A 14,489-nucleotide genomic window follows, 5' to 3' on the forward strand; every position below is an offset into this window, starting at 1 on the left:
GAACGGGCGGCCTTCCCCACGGCTGCCCTGCAAACGCAAGGAAGCGCAATGGCAACTGGTACCGTGAAGTGGTTCAACGACGCGAAGGGCTTCGGCTTCATCACCCAGGACGGCGGGGGCGAGGACGTGTTCTGCCACCACACCGCCATCAACATGGATGGGTTCCGCACCCTGGCCGAGGGCCAGAAGGTGGAGTTCGAAGTCACCAAGGGCCCGAAGGGCCTGCAGGCGCAGAACGTCCGCGCGGCGTGAAGTGACGCGTCTCAGCCATTCCTCACGGACTGGTTGAAGCAACAGAGGCCCGGTCCCTTGAGGGAACCGGGCCTCTGCCTTTTCAGGGCATTGCGCCGCGCTCAGGCCTACTTCTTCAGGTTCTGCTCGAAGTGGGAGATGACGCGCTCGTACTGGCGCTCGGTGATGAGCGGATCCGGCACCATGTGCGTGAGGCCGGACAGGGGCAGCAGCTGGTGCGGCTTGCCCGCGCGGAAGAGCGCGTCCGACAGCTTCAGCGTGTGGAAGAAGTACACGTTGTCATCCGCGGTGCCGTGGATGAGCAGCAGCGCGCCAATGGGGCTGTCCTTCTTCGCGTACGTCAGCAGGCTGCTGACCTCGTAGGCCTGGGGCGTCTGTTCCGGCAGGCCCAGGTAGCGCTCGGTGTAGTGCGTGTCGTAGTCGCGCCAGTCCACCACCGGGGCGCCGGACACCGCGGCCTTGAAGAAGTCCGGGCGCTTCAGCGCGGCCAGCGCCGCCATGTAGCCGCCGAAGCTCCAGCCGGTGATGCCCACGCGGCTCAGGTCCATCTCCGGCACTTCCTTCGCCAGCGCCTGCACCGCCTCAATCTGATCATCCAGGGTGATGGTGGCGAAGTCGTTCTTCACCGCGCGGTTCCACTCGGAGGTGCGCAGCGGCGTGCCGCGGCCGTCCACCTTCACCACCAGGAAGCCGTGGTCCGCGAACCACTGGCTGAGCAGGTGCGCGGCCATGGACTGGTGCACCACGGTGACGGTGGGCCCCGCGTAGACCTCCACGATGACGGGCAGCTTCTGGCCGGGCTTGAAGTCGCGCGGCTTCACCAGCGAGGTCCAGAACTTCTTCGGGCCCACCTGGCGGATTTCGAAGTTCGGCGTGAAGGAAGGCTCCTGCGCCACCTCCGGCAGCTCGCCCAGCTTCGTGCCGTCGCCCTTGAGCACCACGGTGCGCGGCATGGCCTTGGGCCCTTGAGTGTTGAGGACGACCAAGCCTCCGTTCTTGGAGACGAGCCCGTTCTCCACGGCCGGGCCGGTGGTGCCCGTGGCCACCTGCTCCGGAGCGCCGCCGGACTTCACGCGCCACAGGTGGCTTTCGGTGGGGTTGGGGCCGCCAGTGAAGAAGAGCGTCTTGTCCGCCTGGACGAAGCGGGACAGGTTGCGGAAGCCCGCGTCCGGCTTCACCACGGAGCGGTCCAGCTCACCCGTCGCCTTGCGCAGCTCCACCTCCGGGCCGCCGTTGCGCTCGGTGTACCAGAGGAAGCCCGAGCCATCCTCCAGCCACAGCGGGAAGTCCTGGGCCAGCTCCACCCAGGCGTTGTCCTTCTCCGTGAGGAGGACGCGCGTCTTGCCCGTGGCGGGGTCCACCGCCAGCACCTGCTCCTCCGTCTGGAGGCGGTTCTGCACGACGAGGGTGAGCGGCCCGCCCTTGTCCCACTTCACCGTGGCCAGGTACGGGTACTTCTGCGCATCCCACTGCGCCCACACCGTCTTGCCGCCGGTGACGGGGGTGACGCCCAGGCGCACCTTCGCGTTCGCCTTGCCGGGACGCGGGTACGGGAAGATCTCCCCGCCCTTCTCCGGGTGCATCACGTCCACGATGGTGAGCTTCTCCACGTCGGCCGTGTCGGACTCCGTGTACGCGATGGACTTCGCGTCCGGGCTCCACCAGTAGCCGGAGAAGCGGCTCATCTCCTCCTGCGCCACGAACTCCGCCAGGCCGTGCGTCTTCTGCGCGGTGCCGCCCTGCGTGACGCGCTTCTCTTGATTGGCCGCGATGTCCACCCGGTACACGTCGTGCTCACGGACGTACGCCACCTGCTTGCCGTCCGGCGACAAGCGAGGGTCGATGACGCCGGGGCCCGTCTTCAGCTCCGTGGACTTCCCCGTCGCGCGGTCCACCACGTAGAGCCGGCCGGAGAGGGGCACCAGCAGCTGGGTGCCGTCCTCTGAGAGGCTGTAGGAGGTGAAGCCCCGGGCGCTGACGCGCATGCGCTCGCGGCGGGCCTTCTCCTCGGGGGTCAGCGTCTCCTCGGTGCCCTTGAGCAGGGCCTCCGGCGTGAGCAGCTCACGCGCCTGGCCGCCGGCCACGTCGAACGCGTAGAGCATCTGCACGTTGGAGGTGGGGGACGTGCGCAGGAAGAGGACGGACTTCTCGTCCGGGGTGATGCGCGTACCCACCGGGCGGCCGCTCTGGAAGCGGCGCGTCTCGGCGTACTGGCGCAGGAAGGTGTCCGGCTGCTTTTGCGAAGGGGCCATGGCGGAGGGTTTGCGCTCCTGGGCGATGGAGGGAGCGCTGCTCATGAGGAGAAGCGCGGCGGCGGTAAGGACCTGACGCATGCGTAGCTGAATCCCCGCGCGGGGCGGGGCTCCTTTCGCGGGAAGGTGCGGGCAAGCCTACACTCCGGCCGCCGCGCGGCCCTCCCAACGTCCGGCCATGGAGAGGATTCCCACCGGAAGCGGACGACGCCCCGCGGCACCTGGACCTTTCGGACAGGTGCCGGGCGGGGCCTTCCGCTACTTCAGGTTCTGCTGGAAGTGGGTGATGACCCGTTCGTACTGGCGCTCCGTGACGAGCGGGTCCGCCATCATGTGCGTGAGGCCGGACAGGGGCAGCAGCTGGTGCGGCTTGCCCGCACGAAACAGCGCGTCCGACAGCTTCAGCGCGTGGAAGAAGTACACGTTGTCGTCCGCGGTGCCGTGAATCACCAGCAGCGCGCCGATGGGCCCTTCCTTCTTCGCGTACGTCAGCAGGCTGCTGACCTCATAGGCCTGGGGGCTTTCTTCCGGAAGGCCCAGGTAGCGTTCGGTCGCGTGCGTGTCGTAGTCGCGCCAGTCCGTCACCGGCGCGCCCGCGACGCCGGCCTTGAAGAAGTCCGGGCGCTTCATCACGGCCAGCGCCGCCATGTAGCCGCCGAAGCTCCAGCCGGTGATGCCCACGCGGCCCAGGTCCATCTCCGGCACCTCCTTCGCCAGGGCCTGCACGGCTTCAATCTGATCATCCAGGGTGACGGTGGCGAAGTCGTGCTTCACCGCGCGGTTCCATTCCGCGGTGCGCAGCGGGGTGCCGCGGCCGTCCACCCGCACCACGAGGAAGCCCTGATCCGCCATCCACTGGTCCATCAGGTGCAGGGCCATGGACTGGTGCACCACGGTGACGATGGCGCCGCCGTAGATGTCCACGATGACGGGCAGCTTCTGGCCAGGCTTGAAGTCGCGCGGCTTCACCAGCGAGGTCCAGAACTTCCGTGAGCCCACCTGGCGCACCTCGAAGTTCGGCGTGAAGGGAGGCTCCTGGGCGATGGAGGGCAGCTCGCCAGGCTTCGTGCCGTCGCCCTTGAGCACCACCATGCGCGGCATGCTCCTGGGGCCCTGGGTGTTGAGGACGGTCAGGCCACCGCTCTTGGAGACGAGCCCATACTCCACTGCGGGGCCGGGGGTGCCCGTGGCCACCCGCTCCGGAGCGCCGCCGGACTTCACGCGCCACAGGTGACTCTGCGTGGGGTTCGGGTCGCCGGTGAAGAAGAGCGTCCGGTCCGCCTGCACGAAGTGGGTGAGGCTCCGGAAGCCGGCGCCCGGCTTCACCACGGAGTGGGCCAGCTCACCGTTGGCCTTGCGCAGCTCCACCTCCGAAGCGCCGTTGCGGTCGGTGTACCAGAGGAAGCCCGAGCCATCCTCCATCCACAGCGGGAACTCCTGGTGCAGGTCGATCCACGCCGAATCCCGCTCCGTGAGGAGCACGCGCGTCCTGCCCGTGACGGGGTCCACCGCCAGCACCTGCTCCTCCGTCTGGAGGCGGTTCTGCACGACGAGGGTGAGCGGCCCGCCCTTGTCCCACTTCACCGTGGCCAGGTAGGGATACTTCCGCGCGTCCCACTGCGCCCACACCGTCTTGCCGCCGGTGACGGGCGTGACGCCCAGGCGCACCTTCGCGTTCGCCTTGCCCGCGCGTGGATAGGGGAAGGAGGCACCGGGCTGCTCCGGGTGCATCACGTCCACGACGGTGAGCTTCTCCACGTCAGAGGTGTCGGACTCCGCGTAGGCAATGAACTTCGCGTCCGGGCTCCACCAGTAGCCGGAGAAGCGGCCCATCTCCTCCTGCGCCACGAACTCCGCCAGGCCGTGCGTCTTCTGCTCCGTGCCGCCCTGCGTGACGCGCTTCTCCTGGTTGGTGGCCAGGTCCACCCGGTACACGTCGTGCTCACGCACGTACGCCACCTGCCTGCCGTCCGGGGACAGGCGCGGGTCGATGACACCGGGGCCCGTCTTCAGCTCCGTGGGCTTCCCCGTCGCGCGGTCCACCACGTAGAGCCGGCCGGAGAGGGGCACCAGCAGCTGGGTGCCGTCCTCGGAGAGGCTGTAGGAGGTGAAACCCCGGGCGCTCACGCGCATGCGCTCGCGGCGCGCCTTCTCCTCGGGAGACAGCGTCTCCTCCGCGCCCTTGAGCAGGGCTTCGGGGGTGAGCAGTTCCCGCGTCTGCCCGCTGGCCACGTCGAACGCGTAGAGCATCCGCACGTTGGACGTGGGGGACGTGCGCAGGAAGAGGACGGACTTCTCGTCCGGGGTGATGCGCGCATTCACGGGCCTCCCGTTCATGAAGCGCCCTGTTTCAGCGTATTGGCGCAGGAAGGACGACGGATCCTGGGCCAGGACGGGCATCCCCAGGAGGAGCAGCGCGACGGTGACGAATGGACGCATGCGTGATTGAACCCCGAGGGACGGGGCTCCTTTCGCGGCAGGATGGACATCCTCTGAACGCCGGAGCCTGGAGGGGATTTCGTCCCGCATGAACTCGAAAAATGACGACGCCCTGCGCCACCTGCGCCTCGCGGGGGTGGTGCGGCTGGGCCTGGGCGGAGGCCGCGGTCCGACGGACGCCTATGTGTTCGACCCGCATCGGCTCGCGCTGCCCGCGTGGGCGTGTGCCCTGGGCGATGAGGGCCCCCCTGCCCTGCTCGTCACGCTGGACCGGCACCTGGACATCGTGGTGCCAGAGCGCCCCGCGGACATGCCGGACCGCTCCGCCGGCCTGCGCGCGCTGGATGAACACGCGCGGTGGAAGCTGGACGTGCGCAACTACGACCACATCCTCGCGGCGATGGAGGCGAACCTCGTGGGCGACGCGTTGATCATCGCGCGCACCCGGCCCCGGGGCTCGTTCGCCGGGGACACCTACGTGGACGCGCGCGGACGCTCGCACCGCATCGTGTCGGTGACGACCGTGGACCGAGCGGCGGAGGCATACCTGCGCCCCGGCCCCACGGACGCGGTGCGGGACGTGCTGGAGGCCGCGTCCACCGTGCTGCTGGACGTGGACCTGGACTGCTTCACCAGCTTGAGCGACGCGGACCCCACCACCGTGCTGCCGTGGCCGAAGGCCATCATCCGCGAGTTCCTCCTGCCGCTCGACTCGGAGCCCTTCTGGGACGCGGTGCTGGGCAAGGCGGTGGCGCTGACGCTCGCGCGCGAGCCCCACCACTGCGGCGGGCTGCTCGCGTCCGGCGAGCTGTTCCGCGACGTGGCGGAGGTCCTCTTCCGCGAGCTGCTGCGCGTCGAGCCTCCCTGAGGGCTCAGGGCGAGTCGAGGAAGTTGGGCCGGTAGTCCGTCACCTGCCCGCTGCTGAGCGACAGGCGGCTGCCCACGGGAGGACGGTCGCCGTTGAGCACGTAGCCGAAGTCGATGCGGAACGGGAACACGTTGAACTGGGGGAACAGCACCCGCAGGCCCACGCCGACGGTGGTCACCATCTCCGGCCGCTCGTTGAACGCGCTGCCCGAGTCGAGGAAGAACACGCCGCCCACGTGCACCGTGCGCACGACGAGCGGCGCGGTGCGGTACTCCAGATTCACCAGCAAGAGCCGCCTGCCGGAGTACGCATCCACACCCGCGCCGCGCAGGCCGTTGCTGCCGCCCAGCAGGCTCACGCGCTCGGACAGGTCGTCGATGTTCACGTCCAGCAGGCCTCGCGCCACGAAGCGCCCCCCGAGCACGCGCGGCGACACCTGCACCAGCTCCGCGGCCCACCGGCGGTTCGTCCAGCCCTCCTTCACGCCCGGCTGACTGGCGCTGATCTGCTGCCGGATGGACGCAGCCGCGGACGCGGTGGTGAGCGCGTCACCCCAGTGCACGCGGTAGCGCAGGGACAGTCCCCCTTCCGCGAAGTGCGCGGCGGACGGGAACACCGGTGGCGCGTAGCGCAGCGTGGCCAGCACCGAGTGCCCCAACTGGAAGTCCTCCGACAACGCGTACGAGTCCACGTTGCGAAGCACGTCGTAGCGGGCCTCGAAGGCGCTGAGGGAGAAGTTCGCGTACCCCGCGTCCTCCGCGCGCGGCAGGTAGTTGCGGCGGAACCAGTCCGTCTGCGCGTCGGTGAGCTGCGACGCCACCGGCGCGGCGTAGGCGTAGTGATAGGCCCCCGCGCCCATGCCCACGTTCCACTTGTAGCGCTGGCCGTAGGAGCGCGTGTACGTGGCGCCCGCGGCCACCTCGCGCGCGTTGTAGATGTACGGCACGGGTTCGCCGTCCGGGAACGGGAGCTGCCAGATGTCCGCGCCCCGGAACTGCCGCGCGGTCTCCATGTTCCACGCCACGGACGTGCTCAGGCTCCACGGCGTGGCCAGCGAATACAGCGGCCGGCTGACGACCAGGCTCCCGCGCGAACCCTCCGCGCGCCCCGTGTCGCGGTTGATGAGCACCGCGGCGGACTCCGTCAGCGACCAGCGGCTGCCGAGCACACGCCGGTCCGTGTAGCTCTGGCCGAAGCTGAACGTGTCCAGGCGCATGATGAAGTCCAGCGCCACCTTCTTGCCGCGCCCCAGGAAGTTCTGCTCCGTGCCCTGCAAGCGCAGGTAGAGCAGCAGCGAGCCCACTGCGGAGAACTCGTTGTTGAGCCGCAGCGACCACAGGTCCTTGGTCACCAGCAGCAGCGCGACCTTGTCCGGAGCACTCCCCTTCACCGGCACCGCGCGCACCACGGAGAACAGGCCCAGCTTGCGCAGGTTGCGCACCGACTCCGCGACGAGCGCCTCCGAGTACGGCTGCCCTGGCGTAATCAGCACCTCCTGGCGGACGACTTCATCGCGGGTGCGGACGTGGAAGATGTTGAGCAGCGATGGATACGGATCCATCGGCGCGACCACCTCTTCCGCCGTGACGAGCACCTCCTCCAGCACCTTGCCCTGGGGCGCGGGCTCCACCTGGCGCTCGACCTCGCCCAGACCCCAGGCGATGAGCGCCTCCTCGTAGTTCTTCGTGCGCTCCGCGTCCGTGGTGACCACGGGCGGCTGCGGGCCCGCCGGCCCCACCGGCACCTCTTCCGAGCGGGGCGGCGGCGCGACGTCCGTGTTCGACACGCCCGACGGATCGACGTCCGGCGAGCGCACCGGCGCATCTGGCGGCACGACGTCCTGTGGCTTGCCGGAAACCTCCTTCGGAGGAGTCTGCCCCGACGACGTGCCCGTCGCGACGAGCACGGTGACCAGCAGGACGGGCAGTGAGAGCGGCACGCGCGCATCCTGTCATGCGCCGCGCCTGCCGCCAGCCTCCACTCACCCCAGCGCGGTGCGCAGGTCTCCCGGCCGGGCCATGGGCAGCTTCTCCCCCTTCGCGATGGCCGCCACGATGCGGGCCAGCTGATCCACCCCGTCCGACAGCGCCGCCGGCCCCGGCTGGAGGATGTACGAGCTCCTCACTTCGTAGAGCTGGTCCTCCACCACCGCCCGCACGTTGGCCCAACCCGGCCGGGAGGCGATCTTCTCCCGCTTCGCCTTGCGCCCGCACCAGCTGGCGATGACGCCCTCCGGGTCGCGCTTCGCCACCTCCTCCGGGTCGAAGATGCGGCCCTTCGCCCCCTGCGACGCGCGCGACTCCTGGCAGACGTCCACCCCACCCACCACCTCCACCAGCTCCGAACACCAGCGGATGCCGGAGATGAGCGGCTCGTGCCACTCCTCGAAGAAGATGCGCGGCCGCTTCGGCAGGGACTGCGCCGCGTCCGAGTGACGCTCCAGGTTCTTCTCCAGCTCCACCGCCAGCGCCTCCGCGGGCTCCGCCCGTCCCACCAGCGCCCCCGTGAGCCGCACCGCCTGCAATATCTCCGCGAGCGAGCGCTGATTGAACAGGTACACGGGCACCCCGCGCTTGCACAGCTCCCGGCCGATGTCCGCCTGCAGGTCGCTGAACCCCAGCACCAGGTCCGGCTTCAGCTCCAATATCCGCTCGAAGTTCGCGTCCAGGAACGAGCTGACCTTCGGCTTCTTGCGCGCCTCCGGAGGCCGCACCGTGAACCCCGACACGCCGACGACCAGGTCCCCCGCGCCAATGCGGTAGAGCACCTCCGTCGTCTCCTCCGTCAGGCACACCACCCGCCGCGGATACCGCGGCGCCGACGACAACAGCGAGGACAGCCTGGCATTCATGCGGGAAACCCTAACCCGCCCGAGCCCCTGTCACCGGGGATGACGCGACGCACCAGCTGCCACGAACTGTGCGGCAACGGACGCTGATTTCCTCGTTTTCCAACCCCCACGGGGGACGCGATGCGCACGGGAGGTGCGGGAGTGCGAGCGTGCCTCGCGGGCCGGAAACTCGGCGCCGGGGCGCGGCGATGATAGCGGCACGTCTCTTGGGCGGTTTTCAAAGGCGGTGCTAGCATCCGCCGGGTCTGAAACGACGTATGCGGTCCTTCTCTTCACCTTGGGGGAACACATGATCGAAAGCGACGCCCGCCGCCAGGGCGCGCCCGCCGACGTGCCGGATCCCCTGCTCGGGCGGATCCTCAACGAGCGCTTCCGCATCCTGGAGACGCTTGGCGCCGGAGGCATGGGCCGCGTCTACAAGGCCATGCAGGCCCCGTTGGACCGCCTGGTGGCGCTCAAGGTCCTCAACCCGCAGTACAGCGGCGAGGGCAAGGACCCGGGCTTCCAGAAGCGCTTCTTCCTGGAGGCCAGCGTCACCGCGAAGCTGCGCCATCCGAACACCGTCACCGTCATCGACTACGGCAAGACGGAAGACGGCATCTATTACATCGCCATGGAGTACCTGGAGGGGCTGACGCTGTCGCAGCTGCTCACCCAGGAAGGGCCGCTGCCGTGGGAGCGCACGCTCGCCATCGGTCAGCAGGTGGCCCGCTCGCTGCGCGAGGCGCACAAGGTCGGTCTCATCCACCGCGACCTCAAGCCCGCCAACGTGATGGTCCTCAACCAGGAGGCCGACCACGACGTGGTGAAGGTCCTGGACTTCGGCCTGGTGAAGTCCTTCTCGGGGGACGCCTCCATGAAGGAGGACACCACCCTCACGCAGGCGGGCGTCATCCTGGGCTCGCCGCAGTACATGGCGCCGGAGCAGGCGCGCAACATCGCGGATCCGCGCAGCGACGTGTACAGCCTGGGCGTGGTGCTCTACCAGGTGCTGATGGGCCGGCCGCCCTTCCAGGCGGCGCAGAGCATCGACGTCATCGTCAAGCACATCAACGACCCGCCGCCTCCCTTCTACACCGTGTGGCCGGACCACAACGTGCCCGCCGAGGTGGAGGCGCTGGTGATGAAGTGCCTGGCCAAGCGCCCCGTGGACCGCTACGCGTCCATGGACGCCGTGCTCCAGGGCATGCGCTCCGCCGCGTCCGCGTCCGGCGTCAGCGGCGTCTTCGCCACGCGCACCGGCCTCAACGCGGTGGGCTCCGGCCCCCACAGCGGTCCGCACAGCGGCATCCACACCGGCCCCCACCAGGCGCTGGGCTCCGGCCCCACGCCCGCGCCCAACACCATGGCGTTGGACATCTCCGTGGACGAGGCCGGTGGCCTCGCGGAGAAGAAGTCCAGGAAGGGTCTGGGCATCGCCCTCTTCGGCGCGTCCCTGATCGTGGGGCTGGGCGTGGCGGGCATCTTCGTGCTGCGCGGCTCCCAGAAGCCCCCGGTGGATCCGGTCGAGTCCGCCCCCGTGGCGCGCACGCCCGTCGCGCAGCCGCCCCCTGCTCGCGAGCCCACGGCCGTCGCGGAGACCGCCGTCACGCCGCCGCCAGCCGCCCCCCGGACCGTGCGCTTCGACCTGGACAGCGACCCCCAGGGCGCGGAGATCATGCTCGACGGCCAGGTGCGTGGCACGACGCCGATGGTCATCACCCACACCCCTGACGGCCCGGGCCTCGCGTCCGTGGAGGTGTCGTTCGCGATGGACGGCTACCAGACCGTCAGCAAGAAGTACGCAGGCGAGCCGGGCACCACCGTCAACGTCTCCATCAAGCTTCCGCGCATCAAGAAGCAGGGACCGAAGCCTTCCCCCAAGGCTCCGGGTTCCTCGTACAAGGACGATCCGTACCAGTGAATCCCCCGACAGCCTTCCGACGTGGAGCGCTCCTCGCGCTGTGTCTTTGCGCGACCGAGGCCCTGGCGGACGCGCGACTTGAAGCGCGCCGCCACTTCCGCAATGGCATGAACCTCATCGAACAGAAGCAGTTCGATGAGGGCATCGCCGAATTGGAAGAGGCCTACAACATCAAGCCGCACCCCAGCGTCCTCTACAACATCGCCCGGGCGTACCAGGACGCGGGCCGGCTGGACGAAGCGCTGGATGCCTACAAGCGCTACCTCGCCTCCAATCCGCCGGACACCGCCAACGTGCAGGCCCAGGTCACACGCCTGGAGTCCACGCAGAAGGCGGCCCAGGCGGAGGCGCCCACCCCCGGCACCGAGACCGGCACGACGGGCGCCACCGGCCTGCCCATGCCGCCGCCGCCCCCCACGAGCATCCAGGCCCAGCAGCAGCTGGCCACGCTCATGGAGCGGCTGGAGAAGGCCGTCAACCGCGCGGAGTCGCTCACCGCCCAGCCCCAGGGCTCGCAGCAGCCCTCGGCCACGCCCGGCCCCACCGCCAGCTCCAGCGGCAGCGCCGAGTCCGGCGACACCTCTGGTGACCAGGGCCTGGTGCCGTACGAAGAGCGCGTGGTGACGGCGAGCCGCCGCGCCCAGTCCTCGCTGGAGGCGCCCAACGCCACCACCGTCATCACCGCGGAGGACATCCGTCTGTCGGGCGCCACCACGCTGCCGGAGCTCTTGCGCCGCGTGCCCGGCGCGGACGTGATGGCCATGGGCGTGGGCAGCGCCAACGTCAGCCTGCGCGGCTTCAACCAGCGACTGGCCAACAAGGTGCTGGTGCTGGTGGACGGCCGCACCGAGTACCAGGACTTCCTCGGCCTCACGGTGTGGGCGGGGTTGCCCATCGGCCTGGAGGAGATCGACCGCATCGAGGTCATCCGCGGTCCGGGCAGCGCGCTGTACGGCGCCAACGCGATGCTGGGCGTCATCAACATCATTACCCAGGCCCCCGGCACCGGCCGGCGCGCGCGCTTCAGCGCCATGGCGGGCGGCGGCAACACCGTGCAGGGCTCGTTCGTCAGCCACGGCCAGAACGGCAGCCTGCGCTACCGCGCGTCCGCCGCCTACCAGCAGCAGGACAAGTGGAGCCGCGATTACGAGAGCGGCCGTCCGGACTTCGCCCTGCAAGGGCCCGCGGATCCGGACCTGGGGCAGCGCGGGGCTCGCGCCAACCTGTCCACCGTCTACTCTTTCGAGGAGGGCCGGGCGATTGGCCTCTCCGGCGGCGTGCACCGCTACCTGACGGAAATCTATCCGCTGGGCCTGCTGCGCAACTACTACATCGACGGCCTGGGCGCGTACGCCAAGGCCGACGTGGAGCTGGGCGCAGTGAAGCTCAAGGCGTTCTGGAACCACCTGTCCGGCGACGCGGGCCCGCAGTACGAGGCCATTGGCCAGCGCTCGCTGAGCACCAGCGTCGCGTCCAACGTCTTCAACGGTGAAGCGCTGTACGCGCGCGGCTTCGAGCTGGCCGGTGAGCACCAGGTGAACATCGGCGTGGAGGGCCGCTTGAAGCGCGTGGCCTTCCAGTACCTGGACGACCTGCGCGAGGAGTTCCACGCGGCGGCCTTCGTCCAGGACGAGTGGCGCATCGTGCAGCCCCTGCGCCTCATCGTCAGCTACCGCGTGGACCGCCACCCGCTGCTCGACAAGGGCAACCCGGGCATCGCGCAGTCGCCGCGCCTGTCCGCGGTGTTCCAGCCCATTGAAGGGCACGCCTTCCGCGCGTCCGTGGCCACCGCCTTCCGCGAGCCCACGTTCCTGGAGAGCTACACCCGGCTGCCCGTGCCCGTGCCGGGCGTCAACGGCGTGAGCCTGCTGACCACCGGCAACCGGACGCTGCGCCCCGAGCGCCTCAACGCGCTGGAGCTGGGCTGGCGCGGTGAGTCCCCGCGCCTGGGTCTGGACTGGGACGTGGCCCTGTACCAGAACACGGTGAAGGACCTCATCGCCCTGTCGCCCGTGCAGCCCCTGCCCGCCGGCGAGTCCTACGACAGCGGCACCGGCAACTACCTGCTGGGCCGCTCCATGTTCACCAACGAGGCCGCCATCTACACCGCGCGCGGCGTCGAGGCGGGCATCAACGTGTCCCCCATCGACGGCCTGGGCGTGAAGGCGAGCGCCGCGTACCAGCACGTCAGCTCCGACCTGCCGGACGAAGGCCAGTGCGGCACGTGCAGCCAGACGCCGGCCTTCCGCCTCTTCGGCGGCGTCACCTACCGCACGCGCACGGACCTGGAGTTCGGCATCGAAGCGGCGTTCACGACCTCCACCACCTGGGTGGAGCGCGAGCCCTCCGCGTCCGACCCGACGCGCGTGGACCTCATCGCCAACAACCTCCCCGCGTACACCGTCGTCAACGCCCGCGTGGGCTACACCGTGGTGAAGGACTTCGTCTCCGTGGCGCTGCAAGGCAGCCAGCTCGGTGGCAGCCACGCGGAGCACCCCTTCGGCAACCGCATCGAGCGGCGCGTGTTCGCCAACCTCACGGTGACCCCATGAAGCGCGCCCTTCCCTTCCTCGCGTTCACGCTCGCGTCGCTGCTGTCCGGCGGCTGTGATGCCCCGGACGTGGTGCCCACCGCGGACGGCCGCCAGCACACGCGCTCTGCCCGCATCGAGGGCAGCCTGGTGGTGCAGTCGCGCGCGCGCGGCAACGCCATCGTGTTCATCTACGACGCGGCCAACCCGCCGCCGCCCGCGGGCTCCGGCCGTCCGCTGGCCTTCACCGTCGTCACCGCCGCGGAGCTGTTCGGCGCGGCCATGGGTGACAGCTCCACGGGCCCGTTCACCGCGCCGTTCTCACTGAGCCTGGTGGAGCCGGGCCGCTACCTCCTGCGCGGCTTCATCGACGCGGACACCTGCCGGAACATCCCGCAGCCCTGCCACGTGTCCGACTTCAACCCCTGGTACGGCGTCACCTCCGAGCCCAACGCGGGCGACGTGGGCGGCGGCGCGGTGGACCCCATCACCAGCGCCACGCGCGTCCTGGAAGTGACGACGGACGCGGACGGCTGGCCCCAGCCGCTCAGCGGTGTCTCCGTGTCCTTCGCGGACTCGGCCACCGTCCCCTTCGACCGGCCGGCGTTCCAGACCGCGGACCCGCGCGAGTTCAACACCGCGACCACGCCCCTGAAGACGCTGACGCTCACGCCGCAGGTCCTCACCGGCGCGGTGGATCAGCGGCCTCCTGGCTTCTGGGTGCAGCTGATTGACGCCAACAAGGACGGCGTCCCGGACGACGCCAACGGCGACGGCGTGCCGGACTTCTGGCCGCGCGTCATCGTCCGCAAGCTGGCGGAAGGCGTGACGGGCTACGTGGATGAGAACGACCTCAACCGCGACGGCGTGGTGGACGAGGAGGGCGTGGACTACGCGCGCGTGAGCGGCGGCAAGGACGGCAAGCCGGACGTGACGGTGCTGGCGGCGGGCCTTTCGCCTGATCCCCTGCTCGCCGCGCTGCTCGACGAACAAGGGAAGCCCCGCCCGCAGCCCGTCTTCGTTCCGCAGCTGGTGGTGGCCATCCGCGCACTCGCTCTGGACGCGCGCGACCCCGCCGCGCCCGCGCCGCTCGCGGCCGTGCCCCCGGGTCGCTACAGCGTCACCCTGCTGCAGTCCACGGGTCAGACGTGGCGGCTGCCCAACGAGTTGGACCCAGCGCTCGCGGAGGCCGTGGGGCTGCCGGGCGTGCAGTCCCAGGCCTTCGTGTTGGAGGTCCGCTGAGGTCGTTTTCGCCCTCCTGAAATCGCGGCGCGGTGCCCTGGTTGCTTTGACTTCGCAGGGCCCTTCCGCGACCATGGGCGGAGCCGCTGGAGGCGTTTCCTCCCCGAGGTTTTGATTCCGATGAAGGTCGGCCCTCTCCCCACCCCCGAAAC

9 protein-coding genes are annotated in these 14,489 nt (G+C 69.8%); 5 read left to right on the forward strand and 4 right to left on the reverse strand.

Annotated features, from left to right (window positions below):
- Positions 1 to 48 precede the first annotated feature (48 nt).
- Positions 49 to 252, forward strand: coding sequence for a cold-shock protein (locus D7Y15_RS22525; RefSeq protein ID WP_014397260.1), 204 nt, complete (start codon positions 49 to 51; stop codon positions 250 to 252).
- Positions 253 to 359: 107 nt separating this feature from the next.
- Here the strand turns inward: D7Y15_RS22525 and D7Y15_RS22530 are convergent, their stop codons facing one another.
- A complete protein-coding gene (locus D7Y15_RS22530; RefSeq protein ID WP_121753865.1) occupies positions 360 to 2,585 on the reverse strand; it encodes a S9 family peptidase in 2,226 nt (741 codons plus the stop codon).
- A 177-nt stretch (positions 2,586 to 2,762) separates the two neighbouring features.
- A complete protein-coding gene (locus D7Y15_RS22535; RefSeq protein ID WP_121753866.1) occupies positions 2,763 to 4,943 on the reverse strand; it encodes a S9 family peptidase in 2,181 nt (726 codons plus the stop codon).
- Between the two features lie 88 nt (positions 4,944 to 5,031).
- Here D7Y15_RS22535 and D7Y15_RS22540 point away from each other — a divergent pair, with 88 nt between their 5' ends.
- On the forward strand, positions 5,032 to 5,811 hold the full coding sequence (locus D7Y15_RS22540) for a UPF0489 family protein (RefSeq protein WP_120577115.1): 780 nt from the start codon (positions 5,032 to 5,034) through the stop codon (positions 5,809 to 5,811).
- A gap of 4 nt (positions 5,812 to 5,815) precedes the next feature.
- On the opposite strand, the gene D7Y15_RS22545 is transcribed toward D7Y15_RS22540, so the two are convergent.
- Both D7Y15_RS22545 and D7Y15_RS22550 read right to left on the reverse strand, forming a co-directional pair.
- A complete protein-coding gene (locus tag D7Y15_RS22545; RefSeq protein WP_120577116.1) occupies positions 5,816 to 7,750 on the reverse strand; it encodes a BamA/TamA family outer membrane protein in 1,935 nt (644 codons plus the stop codon).
- A gap of 42 nt (positions 7,751 to 7,792) precedes the next feature.
- A complete protein-coding gene (locus tag D7Y15_RS22550; RefSeq protein ID WP_121753867.1) occupies positions 7,793 to 8,662 on the reverse strand; it encodes a cobalamin-binding protein in 870 nt (289 codons plus the stop codon).
- Between the two features lie 289 nt (positions 8,663 to 8,951).
- Between D7Y15_RS22550 and D7Y15_RS22555 the strand changes: the two genes are divergently transcribed.
- The 3 genes from D7Y15_RS22555 to D7Y15_RS22565 are packed head-to-tail and all read left to right on the forward strand — an operon-like array spanning position 8,952 to position 14,337.
- Positions 8,952 to 10,565 carry a serine/threonine-protein kinase gene (locus D7Y15_RS22555; protein ID WP_121753868.1) on the forward strand — a complete coding sequence of 538 codons (1,614 nt, stop codon included), beginning with the start codon at positions 8,952 to 8,954 and terminating at the stop codon, positions 10,563 to 10,565.
- The gene (locus D7Y15_RS22560; RefSeq protein ID WP_169820562.1) at positions 10,562 to 13,117 is read left to right on the forward strand and encodes a TonB-dependent receptor; all 2,556 of its coding nucleotides are present in this window, start codon (positions 10,562 to 10,564) and stop codon (positions 13,115 to 13,117) included. The genes D7Y15_RS22555 and D7Y15_RS22560 overlap by 4 nt, the downstream gene beginning before the upstream one ends.
- Positions 13,114 to 14,337, forward strand: coding sequence for a hypothetical protein (locus tag D7Y15_RS22565; RefSeq protein WP_121753869.1), 1,224 nt, complete (start codon positions 13,114 to 13,116; stop codon positions 14,335 to 14,337). The genes D7Y15_RS22560 and D7Y15_RS22565 overlap by 4 nt, the downstream gene beginning before the upstream one ends.
- Positions 14,338 to 14,489: the final 152 nt, after the last annotated feature.

The organism is Corallococcus sp. AB030 (assembly GCF_003668965.1).
In the GTDB taxonomy this organism is placed as follows: domain Bacteria; phylum Myxococcota; class Myxococcia; order Myxococcales; family Myxococcaceae; genus Corallococcus; species Corallococcus exiguus.

Bases quoted from the DNA above. Each gene is read 5' to 3' on its own strand.
- D7Y15_RS22535 (WP_121753866.1), bottom strand. From the start codon at position 4,943: ATGCGTCCATTCGTCACCGTCGCGCTGCTCCTCCTGGGGATGCCCGTC.
- D7Y15_RS22525 (WP_014397260.1), top strand. From the start codon at position 49: ATGGCAACTGGTACCGTGAAGTGGTTCAACGACGCGAAGGGCTTCGGC.
- D7Y15_RS22555 (WP_121753868.1), top strand. From the start codon at position 8,952: ATGATCGAAAGCGACGCCCGCCGCCAGGGCGCGCCCGCCGACGTGCCG.
- D7Y15_RS22540 (WP_120577115.1), top strand. From the start codon at position 5,032: ATGAACTCGAAAAATGACGACGCCCTGCGCCACCTGCGCCTCGCGGGG.
- D7Y15_RS22565 (WP_121753869.1), top strand. From the start codon at position 13,114: ATGAAGCGCGCCCTTCCCTTCCTCGCGTTCACGCTCGCGTCGCTGCTG.
- D7Y15_RS22550 (WP_121753867.1), bottom strand. From the start codon at position 8,662: ATGAATGCCAGGCTGTCCTCGCTGTTGTCGTCGGCGCCGCGGTATCCG.
- D7Y15_RS22530 (WP_121753865.1), bottom strand. From the start codon at position 2,585: ATGCGTCAGGTCCTTACCGCCGCCGCGCTTCTCCTCATGAGCAGCGCT.